Source organism: Candidatus Caldatribacterium saccharofermentans, from assembly GCF_050267035.1.
Taxonomy (GTDB): domain Bacteria; phylum Atribacterota; class Atribacteria; order Atribacterales; family Caldatribacteriaceae; genus Caldatribacterium; species Caldatribacterium saccharofermentans.
In genome coordinates this window covers 484,415-500,506 of the sequence record NZ_CP187957.1, presented here as the reverse complement: position 1 = coordinate 500,506, position 16,092 = coordinate 484,415, and the positions used below count along the sequence as shown (strand labels likewise).

General features: G+C 57.4%; 22 protein-coding genes. 21 read left to right on the top strand and 1 reads right to left on the bottom strand.

Annotation, left to right across the window (positions count from 1 at the left end; translation table 11 throughout):
• The 21 genes from metG (at nucleotide 1) to ACPT9Q_RS02460 (ending at nucleotide 15,264) form a co-directional block, all read left to right on the top strand.
• Nucleotides 1-336, top strand: a complete 336-nt coding sequence (gene metG / locus ACPT9Q_RS02560) for a methionine--tRNA ligase subunit beta (RefSeq protein ID WP_017872686.1) — start codon at nucleotides 1-3, stop codon at nucleotides 334-336.
• Nucleotides 333-1,106, top strand: a complete 774-nt coding sequence (locus ACPT9Q_RS02555) for a TatD family hydrolase (RefSeq protein WP_017872687.1) — start codon at nucleotides 333-335, stop codon at nucleotides 1,104-1,106. Before metG ends, ACPT9Q_RS02555 begins: the two co-directional genes overlap by 4 nt.
• Before the next feature lie 52 nt (nucleotides 1,107-1,158).
• Nucleotides 1,159-1,914: a flagellar basal-body rod protein FlgF gene (flgF, locus tag ACPT9Q_RS02550; protein ID WP_427366181.1), complete on the top strand. Its 756-nt coding sequence runs from the start codon at nucleotides 1,159-1,161 to the stop codon at nucleotides 1,912-1,914.
• A 13-nt stretch (nucleotides 1,915-1,927) separates the two neighbouring features.
• Nucleotides 1,928-2,716, top strand: a complete 789-nt coding sequence (gene flgG / locus ACPT9Q_RS02545) for a flagellar basal-body rod protein FlgG (RefSeq protein WP_017872689.1) — start codon at nucleotides 1,928-1,930, stop codon at nucleotides 2,714-2,716.
• A 6-nt stretch (nucleotides 2,717-2,722) separates the two neighbouring features.
• Entirely contained in the window at nucleotides 2,723-3,670 is a 948-nt protein-coding gene (flgA, locus tag ACPT9Q_RS02540; RefSeq protein WP_427366180.1) for a flagellar basal body P-ring formation chaperone FlgA, read from the top strand.
• The gene (locus tag ACPT9Q_RS02535; RefSeq protein WP_427366179.1) at nucleotides 3,667-4,260 is read left to right on the top strand and encodes a flagellar basal body L-ring protein FlgH; all 594 of its coding nucleotides are present in this window, start codon (nucleotides 3,667-3,669) and stop codon (nucleotides 4,258-4,260) included. Before flgA ends, ACPT9Q_RS02535 begins: the two co-directional genes overlap by 4 nt.
• Nucleotides 4,261-4,270: 10 nt before the next feature.
• Nucleotides 4,271-5,383 carry a flagellar basal body P-ring protein FlgI gene (locus ACPT9Q_RS02530; protein WP_427366178.1) on the top strand — a complete coding sequence of 371 codons (1,113 nt, stop codon included), beginning with the start codon at nucleotides 4,271-4,273 and terminating at the stop codon, nucleotides 5,381-5,383.
• A 61-nt stretch (nucleotides 5,384-5,444) separates the two neighbouring features.
• A complete protein-coding gene (locus ACPT9Q_RS02525) occupies nucleotides 5,445-5,687 on the top strand; it encodes a hypothetical protein (RefSeq protein WP_427366177.1) in 243 nt (80 codons plus the stop codon).
• On the top strand, nucleotides 5,668-6,075 hold the full coding sequence (locus ACPT9Q_RS02520) for a hypothetical protein (RefSeq protein WP_017872694.1): 408 nt from the start codon (nucleotides 5,668-5,670) through the stop codon (nucleotides 6,073-6,075). Before ACPT9Q_RS02525 ends, ACPT9Q_RS02520 begins: the two co-directional genes overlap by 20 nt.
• Before the next feature lie 60 nt (nucleotides 6,076-6,135).
• Nucleotides 6,136-6,459 carry a flagellar biosynthesis anti-sigma factor FlgM gene (locus ACPT9Q_RS02515; protein ID WP_017872695.1) on the top strand — a complete coding sequence of 108 codons (324 nt, stop codon included), beginning with the start codon at nucleotides 6,136-6,138 and terminating at the stop codon, nucleotides 6,457-6,459.
• A complete protein-coding gene (locus ACPT9Q_RS02510) occupies nucleotides 6,443-6,970 on the top strand; it encodes a flagellar protein FlgN (protein ID WP_427366176.1) in 528 nt (175 codons plus the stop codon). Before ACPT9Q_RS02515 ends, ACPT9Q_RS02510 begins: the two co-directional genes overlap by 17 nt.
• Before the next feature lie 11 nt (nucleotides 6,971-6,981).
• On the top strand, nucleotides 6,982-8,370 hold the full coding sequence (gene flgK, locus ACPT9Q_RS02505; protein WP_427366175.1) for a flagellar hook-associated protein FlgK: 1,389 nt from the start codon (nucleotides 6,982-6,984) through the stop codon (nucleotides 8,368-8,370).
• Nucleotides 8,371-8,380: 10 nt separating this feature from the next.
• Complete coding sequence (gene flgL / locus ACPT9Q_RS02500) at nucleotides 8,381-9,547, top strand: flagellar hook-associated protein FlgL (protein WP_427366174.1); 1,167 nt, start codon at nucleotides 8,381-8,383, stop codon at nucleotides 9,545-9,547.
• Nucleotides 9,548-9,563: 16 nt separating this feature from the next.
• Nucleotides 9,564-10,016 (top strand): flagellar assembly protein FliW, encoded by a 453-nt coding sequence (gene fliW / locus ACPT9Q_RS02495; RefSeq protein WP_427366703.1) that lies wholly within the window; start codon nucleotides 9,564-9,566, stop codon nucleotides 10,014-10,016.
• Nucleotides 9,988-10,233: a carbon storage regulator CsrA gene (gene csrA, locus ACPT9Q_RS02490; RefSeq protein WP_017872700.1), complete on the top strand. Its 246-nt coding sequence runs from the start codon at nucleotides 9,988-9,990 to the stop codon at nucleotides 10,231-10,233. The genes fliW and csrA overlap by 29 nt, the downstream gene beginning before the upstream one ends.
• A 14-nt stretch (nucleotides 10,234-10,247) precedes the next feature.
• On the top strand, nucleotides 10,248-11,012 hold the full coding sequence (locus ACPT9Q_RS02485; protein ID WP_427366173.1) for a TlpA family protein disulfide reductase: 765 nt from the start codon (nucleotides 10,248-10,250) through the stop codon (nucleotides 11,010-11,012).
• Nucleotides 10,996-11,553: an LPS export ABC transporter periplasmic protein LptC gene (lptC, locus tag ACPT9Q_RS02480; protein ID WP_427366171.1), complete on the top strand. Its 558-nt coding sequence runs from the start codon at nucleotides 10,996-10,998 to the stop codon at nucleotides 11,551-11,553. The genes ACPT9Q_RS02485 and lptC overlap by 17 nt, the downstream gene beginning before the upstream one ends.
• Nucleotides 11,550-12,257: an LptA/OstA family protein gene (locus ACPT9Q_RS02475; RefSeq protein ID WP_427366170.1), complete on the top strand. Its 708-nt coding sequence runs from the start codon at nucleotides 11,550-11,552 to the stop codon at nucleotides 12,255-12,257. Before lptC ends, ACPT9Q_RS02475 begins: the two co-directional genes overlap by 4 nt.
• Nucleotides 12,254-12,988, top strand: a complete 735-nt coding sequence (gene lptB / locus ACPT9Q_RS02470) for an LPS export ABC transporter ATP-binding protein (RefSeq protein ID WP_427366169.1) — start codon at nucleotides 12,254-12,256, stop codon at nucleotides 12,986-12,988. The genes ACPT9Q_RS02475 and lptB overlap by 4 nt, the downstream gene beginning before the upstream one ends.
• A 2-nt stretch (nucleotides 12,989-12,990) precedes the next feature.
• Nucleotides 12,991-14,076, top strand: a complete 1,086-nt coding sequence (locus ACPT9Q_RS02465) for an LptF/LptG family permease (protein WP_427366168.1) — start codon at nucleotides 12,991-12,993, stop codon at nucleotides 14,074-14,076.
• Nucleotides 14,077-14,085: 9 nt separating this feature from the next.
• On the top strand, nucleotides 14,086-15,264 hold the full coding sequence (locus ACPT9Q_RS02460; RefSeq protein ID WP_427366167.1) for a DUF3084 domain-containing protein: 1,179 nt from the start codon (nucleotides 14,086-14,088) through the stop codon (nucleotides 15,262-15,264).
• Here ACPT9Q_RS02460 and ACPT9Q_RS02455 read toward each other — a convergent pair.
• On the bottom strand, nucleotides 15,196-16,092 hold the full coding sequence (locus tag ACPT9Q_RS02455) for an AEC family transporter (protein WP_427366166.1): 897 nt from the start codon (nucleotides 16,090-16,092) through the stop codon (nucleotides 15,196-15,198). The two genes, ACPT9Q_RS02460 and ACPT9Q_RS02455, sit on opposite strands and share 69 nt — an antisense overlap.

The window sequence follows — 16,092 nt, the reverse complement described above, 5'->3', positions numbered from 1 at the left end:
GTGCAATCTCAGGAAATCCACCTTGAAGATTTTCAAAAAATTGACCTTCGGGTTGGAGAAGTGGTGAGTGCCGAGCGGGTGGAAGGAACCCGGGCCCTCATGGTGCTTCGGGTGAACCTGGGGACGGAGGAGCGAACCCTGGTTGCCGGGCTGGCTCCATACTACTCAGTGGAGGAAATGGTAGGGAAGAAAGTTGTGGTGGTTACCAACCTTGAGCCCGCGGTCATCCGGGGGATTAAGTCCCAGGGAATGCTCCTTGCTGCCGATGACGGGCAGGGGAAGGTGAGCCTCGTCACCGTTGATCGGGACATCGCTCCGGGAAGCAGGGTGCGATGACCTTTTGGGTCGATATTCATGCCCACCTTGACGATGAGGCCTTCCGGGAGGATCTCCCCGAGGTACTGTCCCGTGCCCGGAGAGTGGGAGTGGCGTACATTGTCACTGCCGGGACTTCTCTTGAGTCTTCGAAAAAGGTCGTGGAGCTCATCCGGCTCTATCCCGGGGTTTACGGGTGTGTGGGGATACACCCTCAAGAGGTGAAGGGAGAGGTTGACCTTTTGCCTCTTGAGCGCCTTCTCAAAGAGGAAAGAATCCTTGCGGTGGGGGAGGTTGGCCTCGATTACTTCTGGGACACAACTTACAAAAAAGAGCAGAAAGTCGTTTTTGCCGCTCAGGTGGAACTCGCTGAGCAATACGGCCTTCCCCTTGTGGTACACTCCCGGAATGCAGAGGAGGACGTCTTCCGGATTCTCGCAAAAAAAGCCAGAAACGTCCCTGTAGTGTGGCACTGCTTCTCAGGAGATTCGGAATTCCTCAGGCGTGTCCTCTCCCGGGGATGGTACGTATCTTTTGGCGGTGTGGTGACCTATCCGAAGGCATTTCGTCTCCGGGAGGTGGCACGGATGGTTCCTCCTGAGCGTCTTTTCCTCGAGACCGATGCGCCTTATCTTGCGCCTCAACCAAAACGGGGCGCAAGAAACGAGCCGGCATTCCTCATTGAGACGGCCAGCTTTTTCGCCGCTCTTTTGGGGAAAAGCCCCGAGGACCTGAAGGCGCGTCTTTGGGAGAACTTCCTTCAGGTTTTCCTCAAAAATTCCCACCTGTAACTCCCTCTTTTTGGCATATTTCTTTATCACCCTCCTTGCGGGAGGTGATAGGGTGATCCGGGGAATTTACACTGCCCTTTCAGGGCTCAATCTCCACGAGATCAAGCAGGCTATCCTTGCCAACAACATTGCCAATATCGACACCCCGGGCTTTAAAAAGGACATCTTCTCCATTGAGGGAGGGGGAATGGCGGAACTTTTCCGCTTTGTCCCTGGGGAGTATCCAGCCTTCGTGGGCGAACTTCCCCTTGTCGTGCAGCCCCAGGTGGAGTTCACCACCGATTTTTCCCAGGGCAGGTTGGAGATGACGGGGAATCCTCTGGATCTCGCCATCGAGGGTGAGGGGTTTTTCGTGGTGATGACCGGGGAAGGCGAAGCATACACCCGGGCCGGGAATTTCCTGCGGAGTGCCGATGGGAGGCTGGTGACTCCGGGGGGGTATCCCGTCCAGGGAGAGGGGGGCGATCTCGTACTTCCTCCGCAAGGAGAAGTGGTGGTGGATGGAGAGGGCAATGTCCGGGTGGGGGAAGAGGTGGTAGGGAAACTCCGGATTGTGCGGTTCGCTGATCCTGGCCTTCTGGAGAAACAGGGTGAGAACCTCTTCCGGGCGCCAGGAGGGGTGGTGCCCGAGGTGGCTCAGCGGTACACCGTCCGGCAGGGGTTTCTGGAGCGGTCCAACGTGGAGATTGTGGAAGCCATGGTGCGGATGATTGAGGCTCTCAGAGAGTACGAGCTCACCCAGCGGGCCGTGATGGCTCAGGATGAAACGCTGGAGAAAGCGGTGAATGACATCCCTCGTCTGGGATAGGAGGAGGAGAGCGGTGATTCGAGCGCTATGGACGGCGGCTACGGGGATGCAGGCTAAGCAACTCGACCTTGACGTGATTGCCAACAACCTCGCCAATGTCAACACCACGGGGTTCAAGAAGAGCCGGGTGGACTTCCAGGACCTCATGTACCAGGTTATCCGCTTCAAGGGGACTCCCACTTCTCCCGAGACCCAGGTTCCCTCAGGGATTGAGGTGGGTCTTGGAGTGCGACCGGCGGCCATTCAGAAGATTTTCTCCCAGGGTGATATCTACGAGACGGGGAATCCGCTGGATCTCGTGATCGAGGGGGATGGGTTCTTCCAGGTCCTTCTCCCCGACGGAACGGTGGCCTACACGAGAGACGGGTCTTTCAAGCTCGATGCTCAGGGAAGGATGGTCACAAACGATGGATTCCCTCTTGAGCCTCCTATCACCATTCCTCAGGAGGCTGAGTCCATCACCATTGCTCAGGACGGGACGGTCACGGTGAAGATGCCCGGGGAGACGGAACCTCAGGAAGTCGGAGTGATTGAGCTAGTTCGTTTCGTGAACCCCGCAGGACTCCTGAGTATTGGAAGGAACCTCTACGTGGCTACAGCAGCTTCAGGTGATCCTCAGGTGGGGACCCCGGGGTTTGGGGGTTTCGGGACGCTGGCTCAGGGGTTTCTCGAGACCTCCAATGTCCAGATTGTGGAGGAAATGGTCCGGATGATTTCTGCCCAGAGGGCTTACGAAATTAACGCCAAAGCGGTCACCACCGCTGATGAGATGATGAGCATCACCAACAATATGAAGAGGTGAGGCCGCTTGCGGCGATGGGCAGGGGCCTTTGCGCTTTTTGGTCTTCTGAGCGCGGTGTCTTCGGCCTTTGCGCTCACCCTTGAGGTGCGCCTCAGGGAGGAGGTTGTGGTCTTTCAGGAGGTTCTAACGCTGGGAGACGTGGCCGAGGTTTCCTACCCCGACCCCCAGTGGGAGAAAGTCCTGCGGGGCTTGAGCCTTGGAGTTTTACCCCCTCAGGGGGAACGGGTGGTTTCGCCCCAGGAAATCTACGCCCGGGTGGTGGGGCAGAGGGTCCCGGGTCTTGACTACATTTACTTCTCTGGGGCCAGCGTCTCCCGGGTGCGGCGAGGAGGAACGCCGGTGGCCCGGGAAACTCTGGAGGAAGAGATTCACAGGGCTTTGAAGGAGCGTTTCCCTGGGGCTGAGCGGATTGAGGTGACCCTCCTTGAGGAGTCCGGGATAGTCCTCCCTACTCCGGAGTTTGCGGTGGTGCTCCCAAGGACCCTGAAACCCTGGGGAGTGCAGGGAGCAGATATCGTTGCAAGCGATGGGACGCAGAGAAAAACGGTGCGGTTTGCTCTTTCAGTCTACCGTCCTGTGGTTCGGGCCAGGAAAGACCTAACCGTTCACGAGACCATCGACCCGGAGGACGTCACCGTGAGCGTTGAGCCAGTGTCTTTTGCAACCGAAAAGGCCTGCACCGCCCTTGAAGAGGTTCTGGGGAAACCGGTGCGAAAGACCATCAGAGCGGGGGATCCTGTTGTGCCCACCGCTTTGGGGAAGGACGTCCTTATTAAGCGAGGAGACCTCGTGACGATGGTGGCAGAATACGGGGGCATTGTGGTGACGACCACGGGGAAGGCCAGGGGGGAAGGGACCTTAGGAGATCGCATTGTTGTTGAGAATACCTCCTCCCGGAAGAGGGTGGAGGGCATCATTGTTGATGAGCGGACTGTGCGGGTGGTGGTCCAGTGAGGTGGCTTTTTGGTTTCTTTGTCGGTTTTTGCCTGCTTTTGGGAGGTGTGGTCTTCGGAGAATCCCTCTGGCGAGATGATGGGTGGTTCTCAGAGCCTTACGTGGCGGAACGGGCCAGAGACGTCGGAGATGTGGTCACGGTGATCCTTGAAGAACAGACCAAGGGAACGGCCACAGCTTCATCCCAGGGGAGTAACGAAACACAGGTTGGGCTTCAAGCAGGCCAGGGAATCTTTGATTTTCTTCCCCCGGCGCAGCTCAACCACCAGAGTTCTCAAACGGGGAAGCGTTCGTACAGCCGGGGTGTCACCTTAAGTGGTGTCATCGCCTGCCGGGTTGTGGAGGTTCTCGAGAATGGTCACCTTCGCATCGCGGGCAAGAAAGAGATTTTCCTCAACAGGGAGCGGGAAACCCTGAGTATTGAGGGAACCATCGACCCCCGTTTGCTCTCGCCACAGAACACCATTTCTTCCACCCAGGTAATGGACGTGGTGATTCGTCTTGAAGGGACGCTCAAGCCCAAAAAGCGGGGTGGGCTTCTTGGGGTGCTCCAGGGACTTTTCGGTTCCATTCTTGACGTGCTCTTTTAGAGGGGAGAAGATGAGGCGGCTTTTGAGCGTTCTCATCAGCGTCTTCTGCGTGCTTCTGGCGTTGCCCCTCTGGGCAGAGGTGGTACGGATTAAGGATATCACCGACATCGAGGGCGTGCGGGGGAATCAACTCGTGGGGTACGGGCTGGTTGTGGGGCTCTCGGGCACCGGAGACAGCCAGAGCACCCTCTTCACCAACCAGGCCCTGGCGAACGTCCTGGCAAAGTTTGGTATCCCTGTGGACTCGCAGCTTGTGCGTTCCCGGAACGTCGCTTCGGTTCTTGTGACCGCAGAGCTCCCTCCCTTTGTTCGGAATGGGGAGCGCATCGACTGCATCGTTTCTTCGCTGGGGGACGCCAAAAGCCTCCAGGGAGGAGTGTTACTCCTCACCCCGCTCAAAGGGGTGGACGGAAAGGTGTACGCGGTAGCCCAGGGGCCGGTTTCCATCGGGGGGTTCAACGTTGGTGGAGGAGGGGGAAACCAGGTACAGAGGAACCACCCTACGGTGGGCCGGATTCCCGGTGGAGCCATTGTGGAGCGGGCAGTGGAGACGAATTTCTTCAACGCTGCCCGGGGAACCCTCACGCTCCTTCTCCGAAACCCCGATTTTGTCACCGCCTCCCGTATCGCTCAGGCCATCAATGTGGAGCTTGGTGGTGACGCTGCCCGGGTTCTTGATGCCAACCGGGTGGAGGTGCGCATCCCCGAGCACTACCGGGACCGGGTGTCCCAGCTTGTGGCGCTTTTGGGGGAGATTCCGGTGACGCCTGATGCTCCGGCCCGGGTGGTGGTGAACGAGCGCACCGGGACCATCGTCATCGGGGGGAACGTGAGGATTCTCCCCGTGGCTTTAGCCCATGGGAACCTTACCGTAACCATCAGGACCCAGTACGAGGTGTCCCAGCCCCCACCGTTCTCGCCGGGGGAAACCGTGGTGGTGCCAGAGACACAGGTTCAGGTGGAGGAGCAGGAAGCCCGTCTTTTCCGGGTGGAGTCAGGCAACACCATTGATGACCTCGTGCGGGTGCTCAACGCTTTGGGGGTGAGTCCAAGGGATCTCATCGCCATTCTCCAGGCCCTGAAAGAGGCAGGGGCGCTGCAGGGGGAACTCGTGATTCAGTGAGGGATAGGGTATGCGCGTTGAGGGGAAGTGCTCAGGACATTTGACAGGAGAGGAAAAATCGTTGAAAATGATGCAAAAGGCCTGCAGTGATTTCGAGGCCTTTTTCCTGGGGTTTGTGTTCAGGCGGGCGTTTGTGCCGGTGTTTTCTTCTTCGCTTTCAAGTCGGGAGGAGCTGTGGTTTCGGGAACTCTGGGTCGAGGAGGTGGCCAGAAGAGCGAGCGCCCAGGGAGGGGTGGGCCTGGGGAAGTTCCTTTTTGAGCGTCTCGTGAAAGAAGGGAAGTTCCGTGACCCTGGCAAAGTGTAAGCGGTGTGGGGCGATTTTCCAGAAGGTCATCGAGCGGGACCTCTGTCCGGCGTGTCTGGCCAAAGAAGAAGAGGAGTTCCAGAAGGTGAAGGAGTTCTTTCGCCGGCATCCCAAGGCGCGGCTTGAGGAGGTCAGCGAGGCCACTGGTGTGGAGAAGAAGGTGATTCTGGAGTTCGTGAAGGAGGGACGGCTGCAGGTTGCGTCTGAGGTGCAGCCTGTCCTTGAACTTTTCTGCGAGCGATGCGGCAGGCCAATTCTTGCGGGACGTCTCTGTGAGGAGTGTCGCCGGAAAGTCGCTCAGCTCATCCAGAGCGGTGAGAAGAAAAAACCCTCAGGGCCTGATTTCTACTTTAAAGATGCGCTGAAGAAAAAGAAGGAACAGGGCTAAAGAAAACTCAAAAGGCGTCGATATATAGGGGCAGAAGGGGAAGAAAAGAGGGGATGGAGCGTGAAGATTTCTGGGAATCAGGTGGAAAGCCTTCTCCAGGTGTACGTCGAGAGAGCCAGAGGACAGAAGCGAGGAGAGGTGCTCCGGGTATCTCCTCAGGGCGATTCCCTCGCTCTCTCTCTTGAGGCCCAGAGGATGAGCGTCCTGAAGGAACGCCTGCGGGAGATTCCTCCTGTCCGACAGGAGCTCGTGGCGGCTTTCCGGGAGCGCCTTGAGAAAGGTCAGTACCACCCAGGTGGTGTAGAGATTGCCCGGAAGATGCTCTACCGCGAAGCGGTGGATTTCATCGTGAGCGAGGGTGAACGTGTTGACCACTCAGCGTGAGTACTTCCTGCATCTTCTTGAGGGATTCAAGAGGGAACTTGGGCTCCAAGAGAGACTTCTTGAGATTGCCCGGAAGAAGCAGGCACTCCTCCTCAAAAACGACATTGAGGCCCTTGTGCCTCTTCTTGAGGAAGAAGGGGAACTGGTCTTCCAGACCTGTGCAGTGGAGAGGCGGTTAGGCAACATCTGGGAGGAGATGAAACGGCAGTTTTTCCCAGAAGAGCAGGAGATGAGCCTCTCGAGGGTTTTTGAGCTTGCCGATGCGGATCTCAAGGAGGAGTTCCACACCCTTCAGGGGGAACTCTCCCGGGTGGTTCGGGAACTCCAGGAGCTCAACCGGCAGAATGCCCTGCTCATCGAGGATGTTCTGAACTACATCGATGTGGTGTTCTCTTTACTCCTCCGGGAGGCGGAGCGGCAGGAAGAAAAAAACAGCCCCTATTACGGACCCCCACGGGGTGAGAGGTTCAGGAGTAGCGTCCGTGGGATTCTCATCGACGGCGTTGTGTAGGGGGGAAGGGTATGCGCACTATCTTCCTTGGACTGGAAATTGCCCGAAAGGCGCTGCAGGCACACCAGGCAGCGATGAACGTCACAAGCCACAATATTGCCAACGCCAATACCCCAGGGTACACCCGCCAGGTTCCTCACCTTTTGCAGGAGACTGTTCCTTTGAGTGGTCTTTTCGTTCCACCTCACCTCAAGAACATAGGTCTTGGGACCGACGTGGACGAAATCCGGAGAATGCGGGACAAATTCCTGGACCTGCAGATTCGCCAGGAATCCCGTACCGGAGCGTACTGGAACACGATAGACAAGGGGCTGGAACAGGTTGAGGTGATTTTCGGGGAACCGGGTGAGAGTGGTCTTTCCCAGATTTTTGACCGTTTCTGGAACACCTGGCAGGAACTGGCGAAATCTCCCGAGTCTCAGGCTTCCCGGGTCCTTGTGGCTGAGACCGGGAGTCTTCTTGCCCAGGCGCTGAATCACACCTACATGCAGCTTGAGGCCCAGAGGAGCGAACTCAACGAAGAGGTAGCCATAAAGGTCCAGGAGGTGAACAACTACATCCAGCAGATTTACGACCTCAACCAGCAGATTGTCCGGGTGGCCCCAGCAGGAGGCAACATCAACGACTACAAAGACCAGCTTGATGTTCTCGTTGAGAATCTCTCGAAGGTCCTCAGCGTCCAGGTCAAAGAGAACCAGAACGGGACCTACACCATCGTGCTCCAGGGGAGGATTCTTGTGAACGACCGGGAGCGGAGTTTCCTCAATCTCTCCCCGAACGCCTCGGGAATGTACGAGGTCTTTCTGGAGAACGGCCCTCGGGTGGACTTTACGTACCAGAACGGAGAGCTTAAGGCAATTCTCGACCTTCGGGATGTCATTGTCCCGAAGTACCAGGAGGCCTTGGATACCCTGGCCATGGGTCTCCGGGATGCAGTGAACACGGTACACCGGATGGGCTTTACCCTTGAGGAACCACCTCAAAGAGGCGGGGACTTCTTCATCGGAGACGGGGCGAAAGACCTTGCAGTGAACCCAGAGATCCCTGAAAACCCGGAAAAGATCGCAGCCTCCCTGAGTGGTGCTCCGGGAGACGGAGGAAACGCCCTGGCCATTGCCCAGCTGAGAGGTAGACCTGTGGTCAGCGGGTCCACCCCGGACGACTTCTACCGGGGGATTGTTTCCCGTCTGGGAGTGGAACGGGAGGAAGCCCAGCGCATCGCCAAGAATCAGGAGCTTCTTGTGCAGCAGCTTGAAAACCGCCGGGAGTCGATTTCGGGGGTGTCTCTTGATGAGGAGATGACCAACCTCATCCGGTACCAGTATGCGTACCAGGCGGCTTCCCTTCTTGTGCGTACCATCGATGAAATGCTCGACACCTTAGTGAACAGGATCAGGTAGAGGTGAGAGGATGCGGGTTACCCACCGGATGATCACCGACCAGGTCATGGCGAATCTGTACAATATTACAGAGAGGCTCCTCCGGGTGCAGGATATGCTCTCTTCAGGCAAAACCCTCCGCCGTCCCTCGGATGACCCGGTGAAGCTCAACCACGTGCTCCTTCTGCGCACATCTATCCGGAAGCTCGAGCAGTACACTGCAAACGTTGAGGACGGACTGAGCTGGCTCAACCTCACCGACACAAGTCTCAACCAGGCCACCAGCGTCCTCCAGAAGGTACGGACGCTGGCCGTTCAGGGGGCGAACGGAACACTCACTCCTGAAGACCGCGCCATGATCGCCACCGAGGTGGAGAAGTACCTTGAGGAGCTCGTGGGAATCGGCAATACCGCCTATGCTGGCAGGTACGTATTTTCCGGAACCGAAACCCTTACCACGCCCTTTGTTCTTGCCGGTGGCCGCCTTACGTATCAGGGGAACGGAGCATCCATCCAGAGGGAAATCAGCGAGGGGGTGGTGGTGGCGATTGGGGTACCCGGGGATGGCCTCTTCTTCCGGGGGTTTGAGGTCCAGAGTAACGAAGGCATAACGCTGACAGTGGGGGAACGCTTTGCCATAAACGGTGTGGAAATCGAAATCGATGGCACCATGACGACCCTTGAGGACCTTGTCCGCCGCATCAACGAGGATCCGGCCCTCAAAGAAGAGGTGTACGCCTTCACCGATGGCAAGCGGCTTTTCCTGCGTTCCCGGACGGAAACCCCCATCGACCTTGTGGATGTCTCGGGTACGTTCCTTCAGGACTCGGGGATGCTTGATCCGGCGAACTCTCGGGAGGCCTGGGGGATTCTCAAGGTGGTCCGGGACCTTGCGGAGCATCTTCGAGAGAACCGGGTAGACCTTGTTTCTGGGGAGGACCTGGAGAAACTGGACCAGGCTCTGGATCTCCTCTTGAAGGTCCGGGCGGAAGTCGGTGCCCGCACGCTTCGCCTGGAGAACGCCCTGGGTCGTTTCGAGGACTTCACCACGAATTTCAAAAAGCTCCTTTCCCTTGACGAGGACATCGACGTTGCCGAGGTTGTGGTGCAGCTTCAGGAGCATCAGAATGTGTACCAGATGGCTCTGGCAGCTGCGGCAAGACTCATGCAACCGACGCTCCTCGACTTTTTGCGGTGAGGGAAGCGCCTTGAAGGTGACCACGAGGTATTTCGGCGATGTTGAGGTTGAGGAGAGCAAAATCCTCCTTTTCCCCTGGGGTATTCCCGGGTTTGAGCACCTCCACCGCTTTCTCCTCCTTGAGGATCGGGGATTTTTCTGGTTGCAGAGCGTGGACGACCCGGACATCGTCTTTGCCGTGTGTGACCCCTTTGTGTGTTTCCCGGGGTACGAGGTAGAAATTCCCTCTCCCGAGTGCGAAGCTCTGGGAATCACGAAAAGCGACGAGGTCATCGTTCTCGCCATCATGAGTGTCCGTTCTCCTCAGGAAATAGGTGTTAACCTTCTGGCCCCACTTGTGATAAACTGTACCTTGAAGATGGGGAAGCAAATCATCCTTGAGGATGAACGGTACACCCTGTATCACCCCCTCGTCCTCAAGGGGCAGGGAGCGGAAGTCAATGCTGGTCATCACCCGGAGGGTCAATGAGAGCATTCGCATCGGCGATACCATTGAGGTCAGGGTAGTCGCCATTGAACGGGGGAAGGTTCGTCTTGGGGTCCTTGCCCCAAAGGACGTCCCTATCTACCGGGAAGAACTCTACCGGTCTCTCGTGCAGAAGAACCGGGACGCTCTCTTCGCCTCCGAAGAGATGGTGCACACCCTCAAAGAGATTTTCCTCCCCCAGAATGCCCCGCGAACCTGAAGGAGGCTACTTTCATGCGCATTCAGAGAGTTTTCGGGCTTTTTGTCGTGCTCTTTGTGGTGGTATGTGTTCTTCCTGAAGCCGGAGCTCAGGAAGCACCGGCTTTTCGCCTTCCTGGTTTAGACGGAAAAGAATATGCCCTCGCCGACTTTCGGGGCCAGCCGGTCGTTCTGTCTTTTTTCACCACCTGGTGTCCGTACTGTGAGAGGGAACTGCCGCTTCTTGACAAGCTCTACCGCGAGTACCGGGAAAAGGCGTCCCTGCTTGTTCTTGGTATCGACCTGCAGGAGCCAGGGGAGAAGGTCAGACGTTTCGTGGAAGGTCTGGGTCTTTCCTTCCCCATCCTTCTTGATGAGCGAGGAGAGACTGCCTTTTCGTACCGGATTTTTGGGCTTCCCACGCTCTTTTTCATCGATCCCCAGGGGAAGATTGCCGATGTGATTCTTGGGGGAAGCGATGAGGCCACCATCCGGAGGAAGCTCGACCGTATCCTGTGGTTCCGGGGTCTTCTGCTTCCTGAGGTTCGAAACCTCCTCGAAGTTCTCGACGGGGTGGTGCTTCTAGATCTCCGGGGGCATGGCACGAACCCCTTCCCTGAGAAGCCAGGTCTCCGTTATGAGGTCGCAAGAAGCGGGGATGACCTTTCCCACCTTGACCCCCAGGGCGTTTACGTTATTCTTGCAGCAACCAGCACCGAAGGGAAAGCCTTTGCCGCCTCCCTGGCGGCCAGAGGTTTCCGGCACGTGTACTACCTCCTGGTCGATGGTGCCAAAGAGTGACTCCAGGGGGGTACTGCTCTTTCTGGGTTCCCTTGCCCTTTTGGGGTTGCTTGTTGGGTACTTTTTTGTCATCCCCCACCCGGTGACCCTTCAGGAACCCCCCGTAGAGGAAAAGCGGACGACCATCTTCCTTGAGGAGGCCGAGGTGACGAAAGTCGGCGCAAGAGGCAGGGAGTGGACCCTCAGGGCCCCGCACATTGAGAAGCAGGGCGACACAGTGGTGCTGTCCTCGATTGTCGGAACGTTTTTTCGTGAAGGCACGCCGCTTTATGAAGTGCGGGCTCTGAGGGGGCGTGTTCTCCTTGGGACGCAGAGTGTGTTCCTCGAGGGTGTGGAGCTTCGCCATGTGACGACTGGGGAGCAGTTTTTCGGGCAAGCATTGAGCTGGCAGGGAGAGCGGGAAGAGTTCACGGTGGCGGGGGTGCGCTTTGTTGGTCGGGGAGTGAGGGCAGAGTGCAACGAGCTGGTTTATAATGTAGCGGAGAAGAAGGCGTACCTGCGGGGGAATGTTGTGGTGCGGCTGGAGATGGGAAAACCATGAAACGATGGCTTCTGGTTCTTGGATGTTTTGTCCTGGTCGTATTCGTTCTGGTTTGCGCGCTTTGGGGAGAAGAGGAAAATGTGCTCCTTGTGCGGACTCAGGAAGCAGAATACGACGAAAGAACAGGGAAAATCGTGGCCCACGAGGCCACCCTGCGCTGGAGGAATCTTGAGATTTTCTGCCCCACCCTCGAGGTGGACGTCAAGGCCCAGGAGGTCCGCTCAAGCGGTGATATCACTGCTCTCCTTGACGGTCTCACGGTTCACATAGGTTCCCTCTTGTATTCCCGAGAGGCCAACGTCCTCCACGTCCTGAACCTTTCGGGGACCGGGAAGGACATGAGCTTTGGAGCCCGGGAGGGACTTTTCGATTTCCCTCAGGGTGTGGCGGTGTTCACCGGGAATCCTGTACTCACTTTCCAGGGTTTTCAGGTGACTTTTTCCCGAGCAGAGTACCATTTCGCTGAGAAGATCTGGCAGGGGCAGGAGGCAGTAATCCGGCGGGAGGGATGGTGGGGGAGCGCGAAGCAGGCGCGATACACCGAGGGGACCAGTTTCCTGATCCTTGAAGGAAGAGCAGAGCTTGAGCGGGAGGGCAACCGCCTTCGAGGGGAACGCATCACGGTCAACCTCGATACCCTTCAGGTGAAGGTGGAGGGCAACGTGGAGATTTTCCTTGTCCCTCCCAAGGAAGGGATGCAATGAAGCGAAACTGGAGTGTCCTCTCCGGTCGGCGCCTGACGAAAGAGTACAGCAGGAAGCGGGTGGTGAACGAAGTCGACATTACGGTTCACCGGGGGGAAATCGTGGGACTCCTTGGCCCCAATGGCGCGGGGAAAACCACCACCTTCTATATGCTTGTCGGCCTTATCCGGCCCACAGGAGGACAGGTGTTCCTTGACGACCTTGAGCTCAACCACTTCCCCATGTATCTCCGGTCCCGTATGGGTATTGGGTACCTCCCGCAGGAACCCTCAGTCTTTCGCCGGCTCACGGTTCAGGAAAATCTTGATCTTGTCCTGGAAATGCAGGGGCTTTCCCGAAAAGAAGTGGTACAGCGGAGGAATGAGCTCCTTGAGGAGTTTGGCATTGCGCATCTTGCGAAATCGGTGGCCAACCTCCTCTCAGGCGGCGAGCGAAGACGTTTGGAAATTGCCAGAGCTCTGGCTACTTCCCCTTCCTTCATCCTCCTTGACGAGCCCTTCACAGGCATCGACCCCATAGCCGTGGAGGACATTCAGAACATTGTGCGGGGGCTGGCTGGAAGAGGCATTGGTGTTCTCATTACTGACCATGCCGTTCGGGAAACGCTGGCCATTACCGATCGGGCCTACATCATCTTTGAAGGGAAGATTCTGGTTTCGGGAACGCCGAAAGAAATCATTGAATCGGAATTGAGCCGCCGGTACTATCTTGGAGAACGGTTCAACCTCTGAATATGCAAGTGCTTGACCGGTATGTACTCAAGCAGGTCAGTGGGTCGTTTCTCTTTGGGGTTTGCCTCTTTGTGGCCATCCTGAGCGCAGGAGATCTCCTCTTTCGCCTGGCCCGGATGTGGCTTCGAGAAGGCCTTCCAGGGGAGAAGGTTGTGGCCATTTTCTTCCTGAGCCTCCCGCAACTCCTCGTTTACGTCCTCCCCATGGCGCTGCTTCTGGGGGTGCTTCTTGTCACCGGAAGGATGGCTGCAGACAGTGAAATCATTGCCCTTCGGTCCTGCGGGGTGAGCCTTGCCCGGTTCTTCGCTCCCTTTTTCCTCTTTGCCCTGTGGGTGTGCGTGGGGACTATCCTTCTTCAGGAGGTCGCGCTTCCCCTTTCGGCGCTGAAATTGAAGGAAATCTGGTCCGGGAGGGGTTTCTTTTGGCCGGTGGAAGAACGAACGTTTTTCCGGGACGTCAGTGAGGAGGGGGTGGAACGCATCTTCTACGTCCGGGAGATAGACTCCCACCATGAGATCCTCCGGGGGGTCGTGGTCCAGGAGTACCAGAAGGAGAAACTCCGGCGCATCATCAATGCGGCCCGGGCCCGGGTGGCTGACGGTCAGTGGGTTTTTGAAGATGGGGTATACTACGAGGTGAACGACCGCGGTGAGGTCGAGCGGGTCGTTCGTTTCGCCCGGGAAAGGGCAAAGACACAGGAAACCATTTCAGGCATCCTCAAGACCAGGAAAAGCCCCCAGGAGATGAGCTTTGCAGAACTCCGGGCCTACATCGCTCAGGAGAGAGCCCGCGGTCAGGCCACAGGACACCTTGAGGTTCTCCTCTGGCACAAGACCGCTATCCCCTTTGCGGCTCTGGTCTTTGCTCTTCTTGGTGTGGCGCTTGGGGTTGCCTCGCCCCGCTCAGGGAGGGCCCTGGGCATCGGGTTGAGTGTTCTCATCGTTTTCGGGTACTACGTCCTCTTCTCCATCATGAGTACCCTCGCCGAGGGGGGAGTACTCCCTCCTCCCCTTGGCACGTGGATACCGAATATCCTCGGAGGTCTCGGGGGGAGTATGCTCCTCTTGAGGCAGGATTCTGCGCAGTGAGGTGGGACAATGGGCACAGGTGGTTTCCTGCTCGTTCTGGTGCTTCTCCTTCTAAGCGGTGTCATTGCCTACGTGGGGGATTTCCTCGGCCGTCGTATTGGCAAACGGAAACTCTCGGTCCTCGCCCTCCGTCCCCGCTACACGGCGATTCTTGTGAGCGTCCTCACGGGGATTCTCATCTCCACGGTGACGCTCGCCATTCTGAGCCTGGCTTCAAAAGACGTGCGTACGGCGCTTTTTGGGATGGAGGAGCTGAAAGCGCAGCTTGAGTCGCTGAACCGGGAAATTCTGGAGCGGAATGTCCAGCTTGAGCACATGCAGAAGACCGTCAAGATGTACGAGGAACAGGTCACGGCGCTCTCGGAAAAAGAAAAAGAGCTTTCGATTTCCAAAGCCAGTCTCGAAGAACAGGTGAAGTCGCTTTCCCAGAGTGTTGCTGAACTTGAGGAACAGCGGAAGACCCTCCAGGATGAAATCCAGTCTTTGCAGATGGAACTTACCCGTCTTCGGGCCAATCTCCTGGCGGTGCGGCAAGGAGAGATTGTCTTCCGGGATGAAGAGGAAATCCTGCGAGTGGTGGCCCAGCCGGGGATGACCCGGAAAGAAGCGGAGAACTTCCTCCTTGCCCTCATTCAGCGGGCAACGGTTGTTGCCCAGGCGCGGGGAGCGGGGCAGGACCGGGAAGGGAGGGGGGTGGTGTTCGTCCAGGAAATGAACTTCCGGGAAGCGGTGCAGAGGCTCTCTGGAGCAACGAAGGAGTACGTGGTGCGTCTTGTGGCCGCCCTCAATACCCTCCGGGGAGAACCGGTCGTTGCCCGCTTTGTGATTGATGAGAACCGGAAAATCTTTGCCCAGGGTGAGGTCATCCTGAGGAAGAGAATAGCACTGGAGCGGGGGAAAACCAGTCCTGACCTTGTGCTTGCAGAAATGCTCCGGGACCTCAACGTCCTGGGGGTGGAGCGGGGGGTTCTCCCCCAAGAAGGGAAGGTCGGGGTGATTTCGGCGATGAACCTGAGCGAGATACGCCAGGAGCTCGAGAAGCGGGAAGGAACGGTGGTCCTTGAGGCGGTGGCTGAGGGAGACATCTTTGTGGCTGGCCCCATGAGGGTTTTCCTGAGGCTAAAGGAGGAGATTCCAGAGGGGAAGACTTCCCAAAGCAATGAGCGTCGTTGCGCAGATGATGCTTGAGGAGAGTTCGGTATCAAGTTCATACACCGAGGCGAAAACATAGGAACTCACCAGAGTCGGTGTGGCCGACTGGAGCACAAGGACCTTCGCGTAAAGCGGAGGAAGGGGGAAGAGCTTCACAAGCCCTAAAGCCACAAGGGGAAGGACAAGAAGCTTGAGGAGGGCCGAGACGCCGAGGAGTGGCGCGTCTTTGGAGAGGCTTGCAGGAGAAAGGGAAAGGCCAATGGCCACCATAGTGAGAGGAACGGTGGCATCGGCCAGGCGGTTGATGACACCAAGGAGAAAGGGTGGCAGGGGAAGGCCGTTGAGGAGGAGTGCCAGGAGGAAGGCGTTGAAGGGAGGGAGCTTCAGGAATTCTGTGACGTTTTTCCCCGAAAATTTCCCCGTTTTCCCAAAAACACAAAACGTTACCCCCAGGGTGTAGACTGAGAGGAAATTCCCGAGCTGGTCGTAGAAGATGGCTGCCGGTAACCCCTCTTCCCCAAGGAGGGCGAGGATGAACGGGTACCCCAGGAATGCGGTGTTGCCGAAAGCCGCACCCATGGCAAAACTCACCGCCCGCTTGGGGGGAAGGCGGAAGTACTTCGACCCTATGAGGAAGGCCAGAAGAAAAAGAGCACTGATGGCTGTGTAGGCCAGGGGTGGGATGCTCCACAGCCTCCGATCTAAGGCGGCTCCCTGGAGGGAACGGAAGACAAGACATGGGAAGGTCACGTAGAGGACGAAGCGATTGAGTAAAGGAGCAGTCTCTTTCGGGAAAACCCGGAGAATCCGCAGGAGAAACCCAAGGCCGATGAGGGCGAACATCAACCCAAGGACCTGGCCCAT